This is a genomic window from Limnothrix sp. CMB-01 (assembly GCF_055193175.1).
The window spans coordinates 3,776,587-3,798,880 of sequence record NZ_CM143720.1; the positions used below are offsets into that span (position 1 = coordinate 3,776,587).

Annotated in this window: 18 protein-coding genes and 1 tRNA gene; 15 read left to right on the plus strand and 4 right to left on the minus strand. The window is 55.0% G+C overall.

The window, feature by feature from the left end:
• Positions 1-129: 129 nt before the first annotated feature.
• The 9 genes from ACZA91_RS15490 to ACZA91_RS15530 all read left to right on the plus strand — a co-directional run bounded on the left by ACZA91_RS15490 (position 130) and on the right by ACZA91_RS15530 (position 11,401).
• On the plus strand, positions 130-2,838 hold the full coding sequence (locus ACZA91_RS15490; protein ID WP_463183237.1) for a DEAD/DEAH box helicase: 2,709 nt from the start codon (positions 130-132) through the stop codon (positions 2,836-2,838).
• Positions 2,839-2,862: 24 nt separating this feature from the next.
• A complete protein-coding gene (locus ACZA91_RS15495) occupies positions 2,863-4,224 on the plus strand; it encodes an MDR family MFS transporter (RefSeq protein ID WP_463183239.1) in 1,362 nt (453 codons plus the stop codon).
• A gap of 386 nt (positions 4,225-4,610) precedes the next feature.
• Entirely contained in the window at positions 4,611-4,952 is a 342-nt protein-coding gene (locus ACZA91_RS15500; protein ID WP_099534128.1) for a DUF760 domain-containing protein, read from the plus strand.
• A 110-nt stretch (positions 4,953-5,062) separates the two neighbouring features.
• Positions 5,063-5,734 carry an RNA polymerase subunit sigma-70 gene (locus ACZA91_RS15505; RefSeq protein WP_099534129.1) on the plus strand — a complete coding sequence of 224 codons (672 nt, stop codon included), beginning with the start codon at positions 5,063-5,065 and terminating at the stop codon, positions 5,732-5,734.
• A 375-nt stretch (positions 5,735-6,109) separates the two neighbouring features.
• The gene (locus ACZA91_RS15510; RefSeq protein ID WP_463183241.1) at positions 6,110-7,870 is read left to right on the plus strand and encodes an ABC transporter ATP-binding protein; all 1,761 of its coding nucleotides are present in this window, start codon (positions 6,110-6,112) and stop codon (positions 7,868-7,870) included.
• A gap of 254 nt (positions 7,871-8,124) precedes the next feature.
• A complete protein-coding gene (locus tag ACZA91_RS15515; RefSeq protein WP_463183242.1) occupies positions 8,125-9,051 on the plus strand; it encodes a glycerate kinase in 927 nt (308 codons plus the stop codon).
• Positions 9,052-9,110: 59 nt separating this feature from the next.
• Entirely contained in the window at positions 9,111-9,950 is an 840-nt protein-coding gene (locus tag ACZA91_RS15520) for a 3'(2'),5'-bisphosphate nucleotidase CysQ family protein (protein ID WP_463183244.1), read from the plus strand.
• Between the two features lie 483 nt (positions 9,951-10,433).
• Positions 10,434-11,093, plus strand: a complete 660-nt coding sequence (locus tag ACZA91_RS15525; protein WP_463183245.1) for a Crp/Fnr family transcriptional regulator — start codon at positions 10,434-10,436, stop codon at positions 11,091-11,093.
• Positions 11,094-11,230: 137 nt separating this feature from the next.
• Complete coding sequence (locus tag ACZA91_RS15530; protein WP_099534134.1) at positions 11,231-11,401, plus strand: DUF2256 domain-containing protein; 171 nt, start codon at positions 11,231-11,233, stop codon at positions 11,399-11,401.
• A gap of 140 nt (positions 11,402-11,541) precedes the next feature.
• On the opposite strand, the gene ACZA91_RS15535 is transcribed toward ACZA91_RS15530, so the two are convergent.
• Positions 11,542-12,435: a glutaminase gene (locus ACZA91_RS15535; protein ID WP_158234477.1), complete on the minus strand. Its 894-nt coding sequence runs from the start codon at positions 12,433-12,435 to the stop codon at positions 11,542-11,544.
• Positions 12,436-12,727: 292 nt separating this feature from the next.
• On the opposite strand from ACZA91_RS15535, the gene ACZA91_RS15540 reads away from it, so the two are divergent.
• Positions 12,728-13,912, plus strand: coding sequence for a transaldolase (locus ACZA91_RS15540; protein ID WP_099534136.1), 1,185 nt, complete (start codon positions 12,728-12,730; stop codon positions 13,910-13,912).
• Between the two features lie 84 nt (positions 13,913-13,996).
• Here the strand turns inward: ACZA91_RS15540 and ACZA91_RS15545 are convergent, their stop codons facing one another.
• Both ACZA91_RS15545 and ACZA91_RS15550 read right to left on the minus strand, forming a co-directional pair.
• Complete coding sequence (locus ACZA91_RS15545; protein WP_099534137.1) at positions 13,997-15,307, minus strand: hemolysin family protein; 1,311 nt, start codon at positions 15,305-15,307, stop codon at positions 13,997-13,999.
• A gap of 212 nt (positions 15,308-15,519) precedes the next feature.
• Positions 15,520-16,191 carry a hypothetical protein gene (locus tag ACZA91_RS15550; RefSeq protein ID WP_463183247.1) on the minus strand — a complete coding sequence of 224 codons (672 nt, stop codon included), beginning with the start codon at positions 16,189-16,191 and terminating at the stop codon, positions 15,520-15,522.
• 211 nt (positions 16,192-16,402) lie between these two features.
• Here ACZA91_RS15550 and ACZA91_RS15555 point away from each other — a divergent pair.
• The 4 genes from ACZA91_RS15555 (at position 16,403) to ACZA91_RS15570 (ending at position 20,167) form a co-directional block, all read left to right on the plus strand.
• Positions 16,403-16,475 (plus strand) — tRNA-Ile (locus ACZA91_RS15555).
• Between the two features lie 188 nt (positions 16,476-16,663).
• The gene (locus ACZA91_RS15560; RefSeq protein WP_463183248.1) at positions 16,664-17,239 is read left to right on the plus strand and encodes an IS607 family transposase; all 576 of its coding nucleotides are present in this window, start codon (positions 16,664-16,666) and stop codon (positions 17,237-17,239) included.
• Positions 17,142-18,320: an RNA-guided endonuclease InsQ/TnpB family protein gene (locus ACZA91_RS15565; RefSeq protein ID WP_463186455.1), complete on the plus strand. Its 1,179-nt coding sequence runs from the start codon at positions 17,142-17,144 to the stop codon at positions 18,318-18,320. The genes ACZA91_RS15560 and ACZA91_RS15565 overlap by 98 nt, the downstream gene beginning before the upstream one ends.
• Positions 18,321-18,352: 32 nt before the next feature.
• Complete coding sequence (locus ACZA91_RS15570) at positions 18,353-20,167, plus strand: M3 family oligoendopeptidase (RefSeq protein ID WP_463183250.1); 1,815 nt, start codon at positions 18,353-18,355, stop codon at positions 20,165-20,167.
• Positions 20,168-20,214: 47 nt separating this feature from the next.
• On the opposite strand, the gene ACZA91_RS15575 is transcribed toward ACZA91_RS15570, so the two are convergent.
• A complete protein-coding gene (locus tag ACZA91_RS15575; protein ID WP_463183252.1) occupies positions 20,215-21,489 on the minus strand; it encodes an AmpG family muropeptide MFS transporter in 1,275 nt (424 codons plus the stop codon).
• A gap of 193 nt (positions 21,490-21,682) precedes the next feature.
• Here ACZA91_RS15575 and ACZA91_RS15580 point away from each other — a divergent pair, with 193 nt between their 5' ends.
• On the plus strand, positions 21,683-22,231 hold the full coding sequence (locus ACZA91_RS15580; RefSeq protein WP_463183253.1) for a DUF1003 domain-containing protein: 549 nt from the start codon (positions 21,683-21,685) through the stop codon (positions 22,229-22,231).
• Positions 22,232-22,294: the final 63 nt, after the last annotated feature.

The window sequence follows — 22,294 nt, forward strand, 5'->3', positions numbered from 1 at the left end:
GGGGATGGGGGCGTGGTGGCACGGGTTTTCCAATTCGCTCTACTATTGAAGACGGTTCTAGCCTGTGCATCACCCATCCAACAGGTTAGGGTCGATCGCCCCTTCACCCCGTTTGAGTAACTGCCGCGCGTGACTGTTTCCCCCATTTCGCCCCAGGCCGGCTCAGTTTCGATCGCTCAAGGGCCGCCTCCTGCCGATGTTTTTGCCTTTGACCTCGATCGCTTTCAATTGGAAGCGATCGAGGCGTTGAATGCCAACAAGTCCGTGGTGGTTTGTGCCCCCACCGGTTCCGGCAAAACCCTGGTGGGTGAATATGCGATCTATCGCGCCCTCAGCCAAGGCAAACGGGTGTTTTACACCACGCCCCTCAAGGCCCTTTCCAATCAGAAATTCCGCGACTTTAAAGAGCAGTTTGGCGAAGATCGAGCGGGGTTATTGACCGGGGATGTGTCTATTAACCGCGATGCCCCTGTGGTGGTGATGACCACGGAGATTTTTCGCAACATGCTCTATGGCACCCCGATCGGGCAAATCGGCACTTCCATGACCGATGTGCAAACGGTGGTGCTCGATGAATGTCACTACATGAACGACTCCCAGCGGGGAACCGTTTGGGAAGAGTCGATCATCTATTGCCCCTTTGAAATTCAACTGGTGGCCCTGTCGGCCACCGTGGCCAACAGCCAACAGCTCACGGATTGGCTGAATTATGTCCATGGGCCCACAGAGTTAATTTATTCTGACTTCCGCCCAGTGCCCTTGCGGTTCAGCTTTGGCAACTACAAAGGACTGTTTCCACTGCTGGATGACGAAGGCAAACGGCTGCATCCTCAGTTCAAGTCGGAGCGCCGCAACCGTCGCAAGCCCCGTGACCAGGTGAAGCGGGATCTGCGGGCCGAAACGCCGGATATTGCCTTTGTGCTGGCCCAACTCCAGCAGCGGGACATGCTCCCGGCCATTTATTTCATTTTTAGCCGCCGAGGGTGCGATCGAGCCGTGGCCAATGCGGCCGGCCTCTCCTTGGTGTCCGATCGCGAAGCCGCGCTGCTGAAAACCCGCATCGATAGTTTTTTGGTCAAAAATCCCGGCGCGGCCCGCGATGGCCAACTGGCCGCCCTCTATCGGGGGATTGCCGCTCACCATGCGGGAATTTTGCCCGCCTGGAAAAGCCTCGTTGAAGAACTGTTCCAAGACGGCCTGATTAAGGTGGTGTTTGCCACGGAAACCCTGGCCGCTGGCATCAACATGCCCGCCCGCACCACGGTCATTTCCAGCCTGTCTAAGCGAACTGATCGGGGACATCGCCTGTTAAACGCCTCCGAGTTTTTGCAAATGGCTGGCCGAGCCGGTCGCCGGGGCAAAGACATTCAGGGCTATGTGGTCACCCTGCAAACGCCCTTCGAAGGAGCCAAGGAAGCGGCCCACCTGGCCACCTCCCAACCGGATCCCCTCGTTAGCCAGTTCACCCCCACCTATGGCATGGTGCTGAACCTGCTGCAAACCCACTCCCTAGAGGAAGCACGCAGCCTGGTGGAACGCAGCTTTGGCCAATATCTCTCCACCATTCATCTGATTCCCTACCAAGAGGAAGTGGAGGAACTGGCGACCGAGCTGGAGCAACTGCAGGCCCAAACAGCCGAGGTGGACTTGGCCCAAGTGGCCCAGTACGAAAAGCTCAATCAGCGCCTCAAGGCCGAAGAACGGTTGCTGCGAACCTTGCAAGAACAAGCGGAGGTGGTGCGCGGCAAGGACTTGGCTCCCGCTTTGCAATTTGCCGTGGCGGGGACTGTCCTGGCCCTCAAGGGGCCGTCAATGCCGGTGAAGGAACCTTTGCCAGCGGTGTTGGTGCTGAAGGTGGCTGGCTCCGGGCGATTCCCCTATCTGGTTTGTTTGGGGATTGACAATGCTTGGCATGTGGTGAAAACCGAGGATGTGGCGGGCCTTTACGGTGAATTTCCGCGCATTTCAGCGGTCGATCGCCTGGAACCCCCGGTGGCTTTGCCCCTGCGACCCGGCCAGCACCTGGCCGGCGACGAAGAAACCCTGGCCATCATCCATCGAATTCCTGTGCTGCCCGATCCGGAGGATGCGCCGGAAGTGATTGAGCAGCGAGAACGGGTGGAAGCGGTGGCGGCCCAGTTGGAAGAACATCCCGTTTCCCAATGGACTAATCGCAAGTACCTGTTCAAGGCGTTGCACAACTTGGATGCGTTGGCGGCCACCCTGGCGGAAAAACGCGGCCAGTTGGGGCGCATGTCTGAGCGCTATTGGCAGGAGTTCGTGAATTTGATTGAAATCCTGCAATATTTCGAGTGTTTGGACGAAAACCACAAGCCCACGGAATTGGGCCAGGCGATCGCCACGTTGCGCGGAGAAAATGAACTGTGGTTGGGGTTGGCTCTGATGTCTGGCGAGTTCGATCGCCTGGAGCCGCCGCAACTGGCCGCTGCCTGTGCTGCCCTGCTGATTGAAGAACCCCGCCCGGACACTTGGACGGACGCACTCCCCACGGATGGCGTGTTGGCCACCCTGGAAGATCTGAGCGATCAGCGGCGGGAACTGTTCAAGATTCAGCGGCGCTATCGGGTAATGTTGCCGATTTTGCTGGAAGACGAGCTGATCGGTTTGGTGGAGCAGTGGGCCTTGGGGGCGGAATGGTCGGACTTGTCGGCCCGCACCAGCTTGGATGATGGGGATGTGGTGCGGATGGTGCGCCGAACGCTGGATTTGCTCTCCCAGGTGATTCATGTGCCCTATTTGGCGGGAGACTTGAAGGATCGGGCCAGCGAAGCGCGGGCCCTGCTCGATCGTTTCCCGGTTTCGGAAACGGTCGATTAAATCCTTGCGGGGTGGGGTTTGTTCATGGCCGCGTTGCGTCACACCAAAAAACGACTGAAACAGTGGCTGTTTCCCAAAGGCCGATCGCTCCGTTCCACAGTCCAATCCACGATTCAAGCCACAGTTCAATCCACAAATCAAGTCACAACTCAATCCACTGGCCAACAATGGTTACCCCCCTTGTCCGGCGTGGTTTGGATTTTGACCCTGGGGCGCGTTTTGCTGCACCTGGGCACTGGCTTGGTCATGTTCTACGGAGCAATCTACTTTGTGGAACAGGTGGGTCTGTCGGCCACCGCCGTGGGCACGGCACTGGGGTTGGGTCAGTTGTCGGGGGTGCTGGGCCGGGTGGCCAGCGGTTCTTGGTCTGATTCGCCCCGGGTGGGCCGACGCAATGTGTTGCTGTTGTCGGCGGTGGCTTCGGCCCTGGGGGATGGGGTGTTGGGGTTTGCGGCGGGGTTTCCGTTGCTGATTGTGGGCAATCTGCTGATGGGCTTGGGCGTGGGGCTATATTGGCCGGCTATGGAAGCGTTGGTGGCGGACTTTACCCCGGAAGAGCATCGGCGGGAAGCCTTTGCGGTCACGCGACTGGCGGATGTGGTGGGGTTGGGCTTGGGCACGGCGATCGGGGGATTGCTGGTGGGCCAAACGGGTCTCTATCGGTTGCTGTTTTTGGGCGATGCCCTGTCTTTTGTGCTGTTTGCGGTGGCGGTGGTGGCCCTGGTTCCCGATCGCCGGCCCGCAGTCCAAACGGCGATCGGCCATTGGGCCGGCTGGCGCAAAACCCTGAGCGATCGACTCCTCGGCCTGTTTGTGATTGCTAATATTTTGTTCACCACCTATTTGGCCCAGGTGGAAGCCACCTTGCCCCTTTATCTCAAACGGATTGTGGGCTTGGCTCCCGCGCAAATTGGCGTGCTGTTCTCGGGGCATATTATTTTGGCCGCCGTGACCCAACTGCCCATGTCCCGGCTGCTGCGCCCCTATGGCCATGCCCGATCGCTGGCGATCGCTGCTGGGCTATTTGGGGCGGGCTTTGTCGCCGTTTGGTGGATCCAGCCCGGAGCCTGGGCCTTGGCCGGGGCGATCGGGGCCTTGGCCCTGTTGTCCCTGGCCATGGTGGCCTATACGCCCTCTGGCTCGGCCCTGGTGGTGGATTTGGCTCCGGAATCCCTGCGCGGCACTTACCTTTCGATTAATTCCCTCTGTTGGGCCGTGGGCTATGCGGTGGGGCCGCCGTTGGGTGGGTTGGCCCTGGATGCCACCCCAGCGATCGCCCGGGGATTCTGGATTTGGCCCGTGTTGAGTGTGGGACTGGTGTTGGGCTTGTTGCACTGGCTCGATCGCCTGCTCGATCGACACCTGAACCGGGCATCCTCAACTTAGGATCAGTGGGAAAAGGATTCGGCAAGAAAAATCACCGCCCATCAACTTCCGTTGCAGACTTGAACAAAAATGTCACAATAGGGCCAGATTGTTGAGCAATGTTCGTTAATTTCCGTTAGTGCTTCTATTTGTGCTTCCGTTGGTGCTATCCCACTCGATCGGGAATGCGTGCAAATTCATTCACCGTCCCCTCAACTGCCCTTTGCACCTTTCCAGTCCCGTTCTGGGTAATTCTTGAATCACCAACCGTTGCAATGTGCGGCAGATCGTTGTTGCATAAGGTTGCAGGTGAACTCAACAACATCGTTAACGCCAACCAGAACGCTAACCAGCATTTCTGTAGGATTCTCCAAGAGTCCGATCGTCCTTCCGACTGAATCGACGCTATGGTTTTTAACCCCGAAACGGCTGACTGGTTTGATGACGCATCGAATGACGATCGCGTCAATCCGCTGCTGCAATACCTCCAGCGTCAATCGCCGGAAGTGTTGGCCCGCGTGGCCCGGGCGGTGACCCCTGATGTGAAGCAAATTGTTTCCCAAAATGTTCAAGGCTTGGTCGGTTCCTTGCCCGGTGAACATTTCAGCATCCAAATCGTGACCGATCGAGAAAACCTGGCCGGATTGTTGGCCTCGGCCATGATGACGGGCTATTTTTTACGGCAAATGGAACAGCGAATGCAGATGGAAGATGCCCTGCATGATGTGGCTTCCTTGGGGGATGATTAGCCCCCGAAGGTAGGCTGATGGTTTCGGCCAGTGCCTATGCCTAATCCCAACGAGGGGATGAAGCCTCTTGGCCGAATTTTGCCACTGCAACGGATATTGCTTGATTGCCCATGGATGCACCCAGTTTTCATGAATGTCGCCATCCGATCGTTCAATCACTCAATCAATACAGTGATTCAGAATTATTGGACTTATTTAAACGCTATCCCGACTCCGGCCGCTATTTTGTAGCCTTGTTTTGTCGCTATAGCCCGATCGTCTATTCCCTGGTACAACATTCTGCTCCGTCTGATGCCCAGGCGGATTATTTATTTGCCCAAATTTGGTTCCGAATTTTTCGCGAATTACCCACTTTAGATTTGGAGCGGGCCCGGGCAACTCGCATCGATCGCGCTGATGAATTTACCTTGCAAAACTGGCTCATTAACATGACCGCTTTGATGGTGAATCAGGCGGAATTGCCCCCTGTGGAATCCATTCACTATTCCTTGACGGCCGCCCCGCCGCCCCTTTGGTGCTACCTGCAATCGGCGCTCGATCGGCAAGATCCCACGGCACGTCTGATGGTGTTGATGGCCCAAACCCTGCATTGGAGCGAGCCACGGATCGCCGCCTATTTGCAAGCGGAAGGGGAATCCTTGTCGCCGGCCGCTGTTCGGGCCAAGTTGCGCCAAAGTTACCGCGCCTTGGAATCAGCCTTGCCACCGGATATTCGGGCGATTTATTTGGGTGAATCCTTTGATGGGCCCGGCGCAGGAGAAGCGGAAACGGCCTTAAATTAAGACTCTGAACCAACGGCGCTCAACTCAAGACTAAAGCACAGGATTCTGAAAACCTAAGAGGGTGTCTAACAAGCATCTTGTGGCACGGGTCAAGCACCGATAGGTCAAGCACCGATAGTTGTGGGGGCAAGGGGCTTAAGCCCCTTGTTTGTGTCGATCGCTAGGGTTTACTGAGTAGCAATTTTGGCTGTTCAAACGGCCTCTAAGGCTCAAGGCTCAAAATTCAAAGCTCAAGATTCAAGGCTCAAGATTCAAGAATCAAGGCCCAAAAAGAACCAAAACTCCGAGGTGAAAACCTGGGGGACAATTTGCGGGCGAAGCTGATTGGTTCAACAAATTCCTCCAAAGAATTCCTATACCAGGATGGTCTAATTTATGGCTGGCTCCAATCGATCGAACCTGAAAATTTTAGGCAATTATTTACGACCCTATTGGAAAAAAACCTCGATCGGGATTGGCACATTACTGCTGGTGAATGTGTTGGGGGTTTATATTCCCCTGCTGATTCGGAATGGAATTGATGAATTGCAAGCGAGCTTTTCGTTCGATCGCGTCTTTGCCTTTGCCGTGACCGTGATGGTTTTGGCCTCGGTGATGTGGGTGATTCGGATGGTGTCGCGGGTGCTGGTGTTTGGGGTGGGTCGTCAGGTGGAATTTGACCTGAAACAACGCATTTTTCAACATCTATTGACCCTGGAGCCGGCCTATTTTGCGGTGAACACGGCCGGAGATCTCATTAACCGCACCACCAGCGACGTGGACAACATTCGTCGGTTAATGGGGTTCGCCGTTTTAAGCTTGGCCAATACCCTATTTGCCTATGCGTTAACCCTGCCCATTATGCTCAGCATCAACGTGCGGTTAACGCTGTTGGCTCTGTTGGTTTATCCCTTGATGTTGGTGTTGGTGCAGTTGTTTGCCAATCAGTTGCGAACCCAACAGTTGGAAGTACAAGAACGGCTCTCGGAAATGAGCGACCTCATTCAAGAGGATATGAGCGGCATTTCTCCGATCAAAATCTATGCCCAAGAGGAAAATGAGCGGCAAGCTTTTCGGCGGGTTAATGATCAGTTGCTGCGGGTGAATTTGAGTTTTGCCAAGACTCGCAGCGTGCTGTTTCCATTGCTGGGCGGGCTGGCGAGTGTCAGCTTGCTGGTGCTGTTGTGGTTTGGTTCCGATGCGATCGCCCAAGGGGAATTGTCGATCGGGAATTTTGTGGCGCTGCTGATTTATGTGGAGCGATTGGTTTTCCCCACGGCGCTTTTGGGTTTCACGATCAGCACCTATCAACGGGGCGAAGTCAGCATCAATCGTGTGGAAGCAATTTTGCAAACGGAACCGAAGATTATCGACAACAGCGAATCGATCGCCCTGCCGCTGGAGCAAGTGGTGGGCCACCTCAAAGCCACCCACCTCAGCTACGGCTATCCGGGGAGCGATCGGCTGGCCTTGAACGATCTGAACTTCGAGATTAAACCGGGGGAAATGGTGGCGATCGTGGGCCCCGTGGGTTGCGGCAAATCCACGTTGGCCAATGCTCTGCCGCGCCTGCTGGATCTGAAGCCGGGGCAACTGTGGCTGGATGGAATTGACATTACCCAACTGCGAATCCAAGACCTGCGCGGGGCGATCGCCTATGTGCCCCAAGATAGTTTTCTGTTCAGCACCTCGATCGCCAATAACATTCGCTACGGCAATCCCGCGATCGACCTGGGGGCCGTGGAAGCCGCCGCCGACACCAGCCAAATTCGCAACGAAATCCTCACCTTCCCCCAGCAATACGAAACGGTGGTGGGCGAACGGGGCATCACCCTTTCCGGCGGCCAACGCCAGCGCACCGCCCTGGCCCGCGCCCTGTTGATCAGTTCCCCAATTTTGATTTTGGATGATGCCCTATCGAGCGTGGATAACAAAACCGCCACAGAAATTTTGCGCAATCTGACGGACGGAACCGCTAAGAAAACCGTGATTTTTATTTCCCATCAAATGTCCGCCGCCGCCACTGCCGATCGGATTTTAGTAATGGATCAAGGCTCCATTGTGGATATGGGAACCCACGATGAATTGCTCTCGCGTCCGGGGCTATATCGTGACCTTTGGAATCAACACACCCTAGAAACAATGTTGGTTGCTTAGGGGCTGTTATCAACTAGACCTCTTGCGCGAATCAGCTAACAGCCCTCATCCCCCAACCCCTTCTCCCAAGGCGGGCGAAGGGGAGCCAGAAATCGAGAATAACGGCGATTTCGTTGTTGCTTTTCAAGTCCCTCTCCCGACTTGGGAGAGGGATTTAGGGTGAGGGTATTGATTGATGCAAGAGGTCTACTGTTTGCTTGCGAACAAACCGCCCCTAAACACTTGGGAATTCATTGGGAATTCATTGGGAATTCATGCCGAATTTTGAAGCATTTTATGTCGCCTTGGGCCAGCGATCGCGCTTGGCCTTTTTGCTTAATCACCCCAGCAATCGGGCCATGATTGAGCAAGCTTGGTGGCCTCTGGCCTTGGAGTTAGGGCAATTACGCGCCCAGAGCGATCGCCCGATCGTGTTGGGAATTTTGGGTGTGCAGGGCGCAGGAAAGACCACCCTTTGTGAAGCGATGGCGGTGGCTTTGGAGCTGTTGGGGTGGCGAACCCTCAGTTGGTCGATCGATGACCTCTACAAAACCTATGCCGATCGGCAACGGTTGCAAGCACAGGATCCTCGGCTCATTTGGCGGGGGCCGCCGGGAACCCATGATGTTGATCTGGGGCTAGAAACGTTGCGGGCCTTACGATCGCCCCAGTCTTCTACCATAGCCATTCCGCGATTCGATAAATCCTGCCATGGGGGACAGGGCGATCGCGTGGCGGCGGAGATGATTCAGCCGGTCGATATTGTGTTGTTTGAAGGGTGGTTTGTGGGCGTGAAGCCAATTGATTTCACAACCCTTGTTGATTGGCCAGCACCCATTTTTTCGGAAGCCGATCGCGCCTTTGCCCAGGATTGCAATCAACGATTGCGGGACTATTTACCCCTTTGGGAATGGTGCGATCGGCTTTTGATTTTGAAACCCACCGATTACCACTTTTCAAAACAGTGGCGACAGCAAGCCGAGCGCGATCGAATTGCCGCCGGAGGGCAGGGGCTGAGTGAGGCGGAAATTTCTGATTTTGTGGATTACTTTTGGAAAGCTTTGCACCCGAAGCTATTTGTTGATCCGTTGCTAGCCGCCGGGGCTGCCGACTGGGTGTTTGAATTTGGAATCGATCGACAGTTAACCCGAGTTACCCGATCGCCCGGAAGCTACCTGAATTTTAGTCCCCCAAGAACCTAATCCCCCAAGAACCTAATCAACTGATACCATCAAGGCTCCCATCCTGCATTTAAGCCACCATGCGACCCCTTGAGGATTTGTGCGCGATCGCCCGTCAAGCCGCCTGGGCCGCCAGCGACGTGCTGCGGGCCTATTACCGAGGCGATCAGTTGGCGATTGAAGACCAAGGCGACGGGCCCGTCACGGCCGCCGACCTGGCCGCCAATCAAACCATCCTCAGTCATTTGCAGCAGGAATTGGGGAACGCCGAGTTTGGCTACCTCAGCGAAGAAACCTATAAATCAGAAGGCATTCCAGCCGATCGGGATTGGATTTGGATCATCGATCCCCTGGATGGAACCAAGGACTTTATTCAAAAAACCGGCGAATATGCCATTCACCTGGCGCTGGTTTACCAAGGACGGCCGGAACTGGCGATCGTGGCTTGTCCGGAGATGGAACGGTTGTATGCGGCCGTGAAAGGGTCGGGAACGGTGGCGTTCGATCGCGCTGGCCAAACCCGATCGCCCCGGGTGTCGGCCTGTGCCCAACTGTCGGAGCTGACCGTGGTGGTCAGTCGATCGCACCGAGACCAGCGGTTTAACCAATTGCTGGCCGCCCTGCCCTGCCAAAATCAGCACGCCGTGGGCAGCGTTGGTGGCAAAATTGCCGCGATCGTGGAGCAAAAAGCAGATTTGTACCTCTCCCTTTCGGGCAAATCGGCCCCCAAGGATTGGGACATGGCGGCCCCGGAATTGATCTTGACGGAAGCGGGCGGCCAGTTCACCCACTTTGACGGCCAACCCCTGCGCTATGCCACGGGCGATCTGAACCAGTGGGGCGGCCGTATTGCCAGCAACGGCCCCAACCATCGGGAACTCTGCCAAATCCTGCAAACGGAACTGGCCCGCCTGCCTTGAGAGAGTGTCTGAAAAGCCAAAATTGCCACCCTGTAAGCTCCAGCGATCGACGCAGACAAGGGGCTTAAGCCCCTTGCCCCCACGGCAATTGATGCTTGGCCCATACTGAAAGATGCTGCCCAGACATCCTCAGAGAGAGGGGATCATCCCTAAGCGCTGCGGCGCAATCTTCATGGATCGTTAACATTCCCTTGGCAAGGGGTTAAACGGTCGCCGTTAGCCTGAGTTGGTGTGGGGCACTACAGTTTTGACCCAGTTATTGCAGAGGCTATTGACAAGCTGAGACCTCCAGCCTCGCAATCAATAGGGTTTTGCCGATGATTTGGCTGTCGCTTATTGAAAATTACTGTCAATTGATCAAAAACTGATACGATCTCAATTGGCAGTCATCGAGCACAGATCATTCAAGTCCCAACTCCCAAGACTCAGCACCCGCAATTTGCGTCCTGGGATCGCACTCCATCGCCCTCTGCTTCCCCTCCCATGCCAAAAATGATGCGATCGACCCTGGCCAGTAGCACCGACCTGGAACTGCGCCGGTTGCTCGAAGCCCAATACCGCAGCCAAAACCTCGAATCTTTTCGCACCAACCAAACCATTCCCCTCCAGCCCGATCGCCTCTGGGTTGTCTATCGCGGGGCCGTGGCCCTCGAAACCCTGCTGCCGGACGGCTCTGAAGCAATTTTGGGCTTTGCGAGCACGGGGACATTTTTTGGACAGGTTCTGAGCGCGGTGAATCCTTACCGGGCCTCGGCCTTGGCTCCCACGGATCTGTTGCCCCTCTCGATCGACCAGGTGCAACGATCCCCGATCCTGGCCCGTAACCTGCTGTTCCATGCCCTGCGCCGTTTGGATCAGGCCAGCGACTTGAAATCCTTGCTCACCCTGAAGCGCGCCGATGAGCGTCTTTGGCAATTGCTGCAACTGCTCGATCGGGAATTTGGGCAGCCCCTTGGCTCAGCGCGTCGTTTGAACTTGCGCCTCACCCATCGGCAATTGGCCAGCGCCGCCCAAACCACCCGGGTCACCGTGACTCGGCTGTTGCAACTGTTCCAAGCCCAAGGCCGAATCGAGATTGATGCCGATCGACACCTTTGGTTTCCCGCCGGAGGCAAGAATTCGCCTGATGCCCGCGGCCTTTGATACCAGAAGCCTTTGATGCCAGAGGTCTTGGAGACCAAAGGCCTTTGGGAACCTGCCAAAAATTCGGGGTGAAAATTCGTTAGAATGCTTGCGCCAATTGAATGTTGAATTGTGCGCTCCATCCGCCTGAAGATTCCATGCCCAAACAACGCAAGAAAGCCGACTTTCCCACCAAAGTTTGTGTCGTTTGTGGTTTGTCGTTCACCTGGCGCAAAAAATGGGCAGACTGCTGGGACGAAGTGAAATACTGCTCCGATCGCTGTCGTCGCCGCAAAAATCAAGCCGATCGCCCCGAGTCTGCCTCCTGAACCGTTGCCCAATCAATAATCTTGACAATCAACAACCTTGACAATCAACAACCCTTCAACAACCTTTCAACGGAATTTGAAGTGATTATTTGATCATTTGAAGTGATTGATTGAATTCAGGCTATTGGGTTCAGGGTAAATCAAAACCAGCGAATAGCCCCTTCCACAAAGTCCAACCCCAAAATCGAATGGCCTTGGGGATTCAGCAGAGGACTGTAACAGGCGATCGATCCTTGGCCGGGCTGGATTGACCAAACCACACCGCTCACGCCGGACTTGGTGGGCCAGCCCACGTGCGCCATCCAGGTTTCCGAATCTTGGTAGAGACCCCCCACAGCGATCGCCGCTAGGGTTTGCTGCACCAATTCAGCCCATTGGGACGGCGGGTTGGCAAACCAACAGCCCAAAGCCGCCAACTCAGGCATCGTGATCCCCAAGCAACAAAGCCGGTTGTAAATCTCCAGGGCAATTTCCGGCTCTGCCACCCGGCCAGAATCCACCAAGGTTTGCACCAAAGCACGATTGCGGCCGTTGGGCAGGCTTTGCACCGAAGCTAGCACCGTTTCATTCACGGGCATGAGGCAGCCCGTTTCCCGATATAACCAAGCTTGGAACCGCCGCACCCGATCGCGTGCGGTGGTTCCAGGCAGGGCCCCCGCCAGGGCCAGGGCCCCACTGTTGAGCATGGGATTGCGGGGATGGCCCGCATCTTCCAGCAGTTGATCCAAGTCGTTATAGGCCTTGGCGGATGGTTGACAGCCCACCAAGCCGCTCACAACCTCGGGGCCCAGAAGCGCAAGGGCATAAAACAACAGCAGGGGTTTCATCACACTCATCAACACCACCCGCCGCCCCGGGGGCGATCGATCCCAACTGCGGCCATCCACGGCCTGCACGGCGGCCGCAAACTCTTGCGGATTGGCCTTGGCCAGAGCGGGCACGTAGTCTGGCAAGTAGCCACTGATGCCCGATCGCGCTCCTTGTCGAGCCAGATCATCCAACAACAACCGAGATGTTGCGATTAGTCCAGTCATGTCGCCTGCATCGCCTTGGGCCGGCATACAGGAAGCAGCCACCAGCCCTGCTAATACTCTAGAGAAGGCCAGGGAGCCTGATAAGCAATTGTGATCAAGTGATGAGGTTTCTTATCGATCGCTGATTGAACACTTACCGGGAACTCCCGCTCTCTTTGAACTTTTCTGTGATTTTGTTGAAGTTCTCATCGGGAGCGTCACCATTCCCGGTGGGATCGGCCACACTGGAAGCACATTTCCCGGCCCAACCGAGAGGGCGGGACACTCGCAACGCTCTCAGCGAGAAGTGATCATGGCTCAGACCTTGCTTGAACAATTACGCACAATGACGATCGTGGTGGCCGATACCGGCGACATTCAGGCGATCGAACGACTCAAGCCCCGCGATGCCACAACGAACCCTTCATTGATCACCGCCGCGGCCCAAATGCCGCAATACCAGGAAATTGTGGATCAAACCCTGCTGGAGGCCCGCACCGAAAAGGGCAAGCAAGCCAGCGCGGAGGAGGTGGCTTCCCTGGCCTTTGAGCGCTTGGCGGTGGCCTTTGGTAAAAAGATTTTGCAAATTATTCCCGGTCGGGTCTCCACGGAGGTCGATGCGCGCCTGTCCTATGACACGGAAGCAACGATCGCCAAGGGTCGCTATCTGATTTCGGAGTACGAAAAAGCCGGTGTTTCACGCGATCGAATTTTGATCAAAATTGCCGCCACTTGGGAAGGCATTCGCGCCGCCGAAGTGTTGGAAAAGGAAGGCATTCACTGTAATCTCACCCTGTTGTTTGGGTTGCACCAGGCGATCGCCTGTGCAGAGGCGGGCGTGACCCTCATTTCGCCCTTCGTGGGTCGAATTTTGGATTGGTACAAGAAAAAGACCGGTCGTGATTCATTTCCAGCCCCAGAGGATCCCGGTGTGTTGTCCGTCACGCGGATTTACAACTACTACAAAACCTTCGGCCACAAAACGGAGGTGATGGGGGCGAGTTTCCGCAACATGGGCGAAATTGTGGAACTGGCCGGTTGTGATTTGCTGACGATTTCGCCGGCCCTTTTGGACGAGCTGGAAAGCAATCAGGGCGAGCTGGTGCGCAAGCTGAGTCCTGACTTGGCCGGTGCAGAGCCGATCGAAAAAATCGAGATGAATCGCGAAGTTTTCGATCAAATGCACCAAGACGATCCAATGGCTTCCGAAAAGCTCACGGAGGGGATTGAAGGCTTCTCGAAAGCGCTGGAATCTCTGGAGTTGCTGTTAAAAAATCGTCTGGCTCAACTGGAAGGTCAAGAAGCCCTCAGCCATGCGGCCGATGACATTTTCCATGTCTACGACTTGGATGGGGATGGCTTCATTACCCGTGAAGAATGGGCTGGGAGCGATGCGGTTTTTGATGCCCTAGATTCCAACCGAGATGGCAAAATCACCCCCGCTGAAATGGCGGCCGGCCTTGGGGCAGCCTATCACCACCATTTGGTAGGTGTTTAGGGCCTGATTTGGGTCACGGCCTCAAGATTCTCCAGTGGGGAATCTGAGGAGCTGACGAAGGATTTTTAAGGATCTAGTCAGGATCTAGTGAAGGCGGCGAATGCGGATCCGATCGAGTCGGGCCCCATTGGCCGCTTCAATTTCAAATTCCAAACCGTTGTAACGAAAGCTTTCGCCCACTTGGGGAATTCGTTGCAGGTGGCAGAGCACAAACCCGGCCAAGGTTTGGTAATCGTCGGCTTCCGGCAGGGTTAGCCCCAGACGGCCATTCACCTCGTCGATCGTGATTTGGGCGGGCACGCAGGCGGTTTGTTCGTCGATCGCCTCGATCGAGCTGTCGTCGGCGGCCAGGGGCCCCACAATTTCCTCCGCCACATCGGTGAGCGTGACCAAGCCCGCCGTGTTGCCAAATTCATCCACCACGATCGCCATGGGTTGTCCTGATCGCCGGAGCGATCGCAGCAAGTCCGCCGTATTGGCAAATTCCGGCACAAAACAGGCGGGCTGAATCCAAGCGCTCAGGGGCGTATCCAGGCTCAATTCCCCAGCGGCCAGGGGCGTGGCTAAATCTTTAAACCGCACCATCCCCACAATGTCATCGATCGAGTCACCCATCACCGGGTAACGCAGGTGGCCTGTTTGGCCCACGGCCGCCAGCAAGTCCGTCACGGAATCCGACTGCTCCAGCACCACCATCTGGGTGCGGGGAATCATCACATCCCGGGCCGTCACGGCTCGAAAGGTCAGAACATTTTGCAGCAGGCGGCGCTCATCGGCTTCCAAGTCCGGGGACTCTGTAGAATTCCCAACAATTTGTTGCAACTCCGAAAGGGCGATCGGGCTGGCCCAATGGCGATCGCTGGGCCGCAACCCCAAGGCCCGCAACACCCACCGTGTGGAGCGCTCCAAAAACCAAACGATCGGCTGTAAAAATCGCCCAATCGTGACGCTGGGCGGCCCCAACACCAAGGCCACCTGTTCCGCATGGCGCAGGGCGATCGACTTGGGGCCCAATTCCCCAAACACGATTTGCAGATAGGCCACCAACAGGAACGCGGTTCCCACGGCCACCGCCTGCACCAAGGGGCGATCGGCCGCAGCGGGCCAGTAGTGAATTGCGCCGCTGACCAGGGGCGCGGCCAAAACCGACTGACCCAACCAACCCAGGGTGAGGGCCGCCAGGGTGATCCCCAACTGGGTTGTGGACAGCAACCGATCGACATGTTGTTGCAAATACTGGACGCTGCGAGCCGCTGGATCTCCACCCGCAACGAGTTGATCAATGCGCGATCGCCGCACAGCCACCATGGAAAACTCTGCCGCCACAAAGAACGCATTCAGCGTGATGGGCAACAGCAGCACCCACAAGCTCAACGTCCAGCCTTGACTATCCACCGCTACTAGATTCCGTTTAATTGAGTTTGATTGAGTTTGCTTGATCCTGGTTAAGTTTGCTGGATTTTGCGGAATTTCGCTGGGTTCTATTCAGAAACCAAGACTCGGCCATCTTGCTGGCGGGGATTTTTCAAAAGGAATTTCTCAATCAAATCTATCAATCCGATCTTGAAATCAATGGCTGATGGAGCTGTGGCCAAGGGCGATCGGCCCTAACGCACGGGAATGCCCTGAATTTGAAGCTGTAATTGCTGATCGGGATAATCGGTCAGAGACAGTTGCAACGACTTCACGCCATCCAGCAACACCGTCGGCACGATCGCCTTGCCCCGAACGGTGGCTCCGTCGGCCGGTAGCTCACTGGGCAAATCTTCCACGATCGCACTCAGGGGATCGCCCCGATCGTCCGCCATTTCCAAAAAGCTATAGAGAAACTGCACCGCCCGATCGCCCTGATTGCGCAGCGTCAACTCCAGCACCAACGAATCGCCCACCCGGCTGGCTCCCACCACCGTCAGGGTCACGCCTTCCGCCTTGGCTGAAATGGGTAACTTAGCCACCGCCGTTTGTGACAAAGGCTTGGCCTGAGGTTGAGTTTGGGTCAAGGCCGGATCCACCGGCTTGGGCGGCGCATTGCCCACGGGAGCCGTTTGGGTGATGGCCTTGGTTTTGGTCAGCAACTGTTGCTCATTCAGCAGTTTTAGGGGAGCCGGTTCCGGTCGCTTGCCGCCTCGTCCTGAGGAGTCCGCCGTGGGGCGAAAGTCCGGCTGCACAATGCCCTTCAGCGCCTCCCGTCCGAGGTTGTAGCCCCAGGAGGTGCTGGCGATGCCCGTGCCCGCCATCAACAACAACAACAGAATGGTCAAACCAGCGCTGGGATTCACGGCAGTTGATGAAGATTACTTGAGAGAGGTTGAGAGATCCAGAACAGATGGCGGCTGGCTGATCACTCAAGCCATGCAAACTCTATCCAAGAATATTGCCCAAACTAGCGGCCAATGGCAAAATTAATGACGAGTGTAAACTCACACGACTCTCCAAAAGCGATAGACCGCCCCCACAACCTATCGCTGATCATTGAGTCTCCGACATTTTCCAGGGTTGGCCGAGCGGTTTAGGCAGCGAACTCATAATTCGCCTCAGACAGGTTCAACTCCTGTACCCTGGATTGTTTTACGATCGAACCGACTTGATCAAGCCAAATCGATCGAGCTGGCTCACTCGAACCGGCTTGATTGAACCGGCTTGAATTGAATGTGACTGTCTGAAATTGCTGCGTGAACCCAAGGTTGAGGCGAAGGTTGATCAACAGTAATTAATTTACTAACATTCGCTAACGTATGCCAATATTTAACCATGGCATATATTCCTCTCAGAAAAGCGGTCGAATTTCTGGGATTGCATCCAAATACGCTAAGAAAGTACGCAGATGAAGGAAAGATCGAGACCATCCGAAACGAGGCGGGCCAGCGGCTTTATAACGTCGAGTCATATGGACGCAAGGCAACTCGATCTACTGTCGTTTGCTACTGCCGCGTCAGTTCAGCCAAGCAACGAGACGATCTCGCAAGACAAGTCCAGTTCATGCGCGATCGCTACCCCGATGCCGAAATCATCCAAGACATCGGATCAGGTCTCAACTTCAAGCGGAAAGGATTGCAATCCCTACTGGTCAGACTCATGCGCGGCGATCAGCTCCAAATTGTGGTTGCCTGCCGCGATCGGCTCTGCCGATTCGGATTCGAGTTGTTCGAGTTCATGGTTCAACAAAACGGTGGCGAACTCATGGTTCTCGACCCATCTGTTCACTGCCCAGAATCCGAACTCACAGCGGATCTGCTCGCCATCCTTCACCTCTTCTCTCGTCGAATGCCCGGACTCAGAAGCTACCGCAAGGCGATCCAGGAAGATCCGAGTCTTCCTAACCCCTGATCAAAAAGCGCTCCTGAAGCAATGGTTTGGTGTTTCGAGATACGTCTACAACACCACAATCAAACATCTTCAGGAACCGGGAACCAAAGCCAATTGGATGGCAGTTGCGCCCATCATCTTGGGTGCGCTACCGGAGTGGGCTAAGTCAGTTCCCTATCAGATCAAAAAGATTGCGGTCAAAGATGCTTGCACTGCCGTTCGAGAAGCCAAGAAAAGCTTCAAAAAAGACGGACAAATTCGCAAATGTCGCTTCCGTAGTCGCAAAGATCGACAACAAACGATCTACATCCCCAAATCGGCCATCAGTGAAAACGGTGTCTATTACACCATCTTGGGAAAAGCAGCCCTAAAAGAATCAATTCCTGATGGCTTCAGTGATGGTCGGTTGACACTTGCCTATGGTGAGTATTACCTGATTACCTCAACAGAAGTGCAACCCATTCAGTCCGAAAACCAAGGGCGAGTGGTTGCCTTAGATCCCGGTGTGCGCACATTCATGACCTTCTTTGCTGAGTCATCCTATGGATGGATTGGCAATGACTCGAACTTGTTGATTCAAAAGCTGTGCTTCAAGCTGGATCGCCTGACTTCCAAAATTACCAAGGCTCAATCAGCCCAGAAGCGCCGCTTCAAGAAAGCCGCCGATCGCCTGCGTTCCAAGGTGCGACACCTGGTGAAAGAACTTCACCACAAAACCGCACGGTTCCTGACTGAAAACTTTGATGTGATTTTGCTGCCCAGCTTTGAATCCTCTCAAATGGTGAGCAAATCACGTCGAAAGATTAAGTCAAAAACCGTGCGGCAGATGTTGACCCTATCGCATTACCAGTTCAAGAAACATCTGGAGTGGAAAGCTTGGGAGTTGGGCAAGATTGCCTTGACCGACATCAACGAAGCCTACACCTCTAAAACCGTTTCGTGGACAGGTGAAATCGTGAAGATTGGCGGCTCTCGGGTCATCAAGTCGAAGGTTGATGGGCGATCAATGAATCGGGATCTCAATGGTGCTCGTGGGATCTTCCTACGGGCATTGGTTGATACGCCTTGGTTGAGAGACCATCTCAACTTATTCATTTGTTAGCATCCGTTAGCAAAAAAGTATCGGTTGGAGCTATGGTAGCAAGTGCGATCGGGACGGCCCAAACCACCGACAAAAACGACCCATTAACCTGGAATTTAGCCGATTTATACGCGGGATTTGATGATCCCCGCTATGAGGCTGATTTGCACTGGGTGAGCGATCGAGCAGAGAATTTTCGGATCACCTACCGCGATCGCGTGGCCCTGCTGACGGCGCAGGAGTTGGCCCAGGCTTTGGAAGAGCTAGAAGGCATCTACCAAGCGGTGGGCTATCTTTGGAGCTTTCCCTCGCTCACCTTTGCGGCCAACACCCGAGACACCACCGCCCAAGGGGAGGTCGATCGAATCCAAACGGCCTTGACCACCGTGAATAACGAGCTGGTCTTTTTTGACTTGGAACTTCAGGCCATGGGTGCCGACCACTTGGCGGAGTTGCGACAGGCCCCAGAACTGCGGCTCTATGCCCATTACCTGGAATCCGTGGGGCGATTTGCGCCGTTTCGGTTGCCGGAAGTGGTGGAACAAACGCGCAACCGAGACAGCCTGACCGGGCGGCAGGCCTTTATTCAGTTGCGATCGATCCACTTGGGCGAACAGACCTACACCCCCGTCACCACGGCCGATGGCAAAACCGCCACCACGGAAGCCGAACTTTCGGCTCTGTTGTTTCAGGGCGATCGCACCGTGCGCGAACAGGCCTATCACTCGGTGCGAGTCGTCAGCCAACAGCACAACACCCTCTATGCCTACATCCTGAGCACGATCGCCCAGGATCACGCGCTCGAAAACCAAATGCGCGGCTATCGATCGACCCTGGAAAAACAGTTAATTAGCGACGAAGTGCCCGAAGGGGTGTTTTGGGCCGTGATGAATGGCACGCGCGATCGCACCGAAATTTGGCAAAACTATTACCGCATCAAAGCAAAAGCCACCGGAGCCGCCATTCGCACCTGTGATGTTTATGCTCCCTGGAGCACTGAACCGATCGCCCCGCTCCCGTTCTCAGAAGGCATTCAAATCCTGCTGGCGGCCCTGGAACAATTCGACACCACCTATGCCCGCCGGGCCGAAGAGTTTTTCCTAAACCGTTGGGTTGATGCTGCCGTGCGGCCGGGCAAACGAGGCGGCGCATTTTGCAACTACACCCACGGCAAACATAGCTATTTGTTTTTGTCCTACACCGACGATTACAGCTCTCTATTTACCTTGGCCCATGAGATGGGTCATGGCTTGCACTTTGCCTGGATTGACGATCATCAACGCTATTTCAATAGCAATCCGCCTTTGGTGTTGGCGGAAGTGGCTTCCACCTTTAATGAACTGCTGCTGTTGGATTATTTGCTCGATCGCCATTCCGATCCGAATATGCAGCGCAGTTTAATTACGCGCCAGCTAGAAGATCAATTGAGTTTGCTCTTCCGACAAACCACCATCAGCCGCTTGGAATTGGCCCTGCACGATCGAGCCGCAAAGGGGCGATTTGATGCTGAATTTTTGAATGAAGTTTGGGATAGTCTCTACCGAGATTTGTGTGGCGATGCGGTTGAAATTCTGCCAGAGCACCAATACGACTGGGCCCGAATTGGTCACATTTTCTTCAAGCCCTTTTACTGCTATCAATATGCCGCTTCGGACATCGTGAGCCTGGCTTGCTATCAACAATATCGCCAGCGAGGCCGAGATTTTGTACCCGGCTATTTACAACTGCTGGCCAGTGGGGGCAGCGAAAACCAAATGGCCGCCCTCAAGCATTATGTGGGTGTGGATTTGGAAGACCCAGCAACCATTTCCCAAGCGCTAGATTATGTGGCGAATTTGGTCGATCGCCTGGCCAGCACCGTGCCCTAGCAGAAGGCTGCCCAATCATTCAGGCTGGAGTTGACCGGGGTTGCATTCTATTGGTTAAGCCCCGATGGAGAATTCGATTGATGCCAAGGAGCAAACCAGGGCAACAATGCCAACCCCGGCAGCGCCGCCCCGATCGTGAGCAAAAAGAAGCCGGGCCAACCCAACTGTTGGGCTAAAGCACCGGAAGGAGCCGAAAACAAATCACGACTCACAGCCATCAAACTGGACAGCAAAGCATATTGGGTGGCGGAAAAACGAGCATTACAAAGACTCATCAAAAATGCCGTAAATCCTGCTGTTGCTAATCCACCACAGAAATTTTCCACATTAATTGCTAACACCATGGCGGTAGCATTTTTCCCCACCCAAGCCAAAATTAAATAGGCAACATTGCTCAGGGCTTGTAATCCCCCAAAGACCCAGAGCGATCGCCCAATGCCAATTTGGCTGAGAATTGCACCGCCCGTTAAGGAGCCGACAATGGTGGCAATCAAGCCCATCACCCCTTGAATAGCGCCCACTTCCGTTTGGCTAAAGCCCGTTTGCAACAAAAAGGGCAGGGCCATATTGTTCACCATCGAATCGCCCAAGCGATAGAGCACAATGAAGGCCAAAATGGCCAGGCCCCGTTGCCAATGGTAGCGATCGAGGAAATCCTTAAAAGGTAACCAAACGGCCTCTGATAGGCTGGCGGGTGGTTGTTGGGGGGCTGTGGGTTCTGGGGCCAGCCAACTCAACAGAATGCAGCCCGCCATCAAGACCGCCATCATGCTGTAGGTGACCGGCCAGGTGAAGCGATCAGCCAGCACCAGCGCTGCTCCGCCTGCAATGAGCAGTGCCCCGCGATAGCCCAACACGAAGATGGCCGCTCCAGCTCCCATTTCCCGAGGAGTCAACACATCTGTGCGATAGGCATCGGCGGCAATGTCCTGGGTGGCGCTGAGCAGGGCCACCAACACCGCCGCGATCGCCACCCCCTGTAGCCCCTGCTGGGGATTTTGCAACCCTAATGCCAACAGGGCCAGGGCGATCGCCCCTTGGCTGAGGGCCAACCAACCCCGCCGTCGCCCAAAAAACGGCGGCACAAATCGATCGAGCAAGGGGGCCCACAAAAACTTGAGGGAGTAAGGCAATCCCACCAGGCTAAAGGCCCCGATCGCGCTCAGGTTCACCTGCTCCATCGTCATCCAAGCCTGGAGGGTACGGCTGGTTAACAGCAAGGGCAACCCCGAGCTAAACCCCAAGAGCAGCAGAGCCGCCATCTTGGGCTGTTGAAACAACCGGGCGATCGAGGCGAGGGGGGACGGAAGAGGAACTTTCACGGGTGTTGGGCAACCGGCATAGAAAAACATTGGGTTGAGTTTACTGCTGTTAACCAACCGAGAGCGATCCGGCGGGAGTGGTGCAACAGTGGTGTGAATACCAGAGACTCCTCCCTTTCGCTGCGGCTATTTTTAGCCACAACCCCTTGAGCCTCCATATCCTAGTGCTAACTTTCTCCCACGAGATCGCGTTATGCCCGTCAATTCTCCTGGCTATCCTCGTCGCCCCAGCCGCGCCAATATCACCCCCGAGCAGTATCGGCTGATTCAGCGCCTACGGGAACGAAATCCCGCTGAGAACCCACCCAAAGAAAAAGCGGATTTGGGTTCACATCTTGCTGACTTGGTGGCTTCAACGGTTGGCTCTTGGAAATTTGTTATCATCCAGTCCATTTGTTTAGGTTTTTGGATTTTTTGCAATGTCAGCAACAAGACTATCCATTGGGATTCCTATCCATTCATTTTGCTGAATTTGATGTTGTCATTCCAAGCAGCATACACAGCACCAATCATCATGATGAGCCAAAATCGGCAAAATGAAATTGATCGCCAAGAGGCTAAGCATGATCATGAAGTGAATCTGAAATCAGAGCTGGAAATTGAGCTGCTGCATGACAAAATCAATCTTCTGCGCGAGGCGGAGTTGAGCGAAATTCTGCACCTGCTGCGTGAGCAACAAAAACAGATTGATGAACTCCAAAAGCAACTGAAAGCCGCTTCCATCAAATCCGATTCAGCGTGAAGGCCAGGATCCTTTTTTTGAATTTCAGGTAAGTTCAGAGGATCACAGCTCATCGCAGCTAGA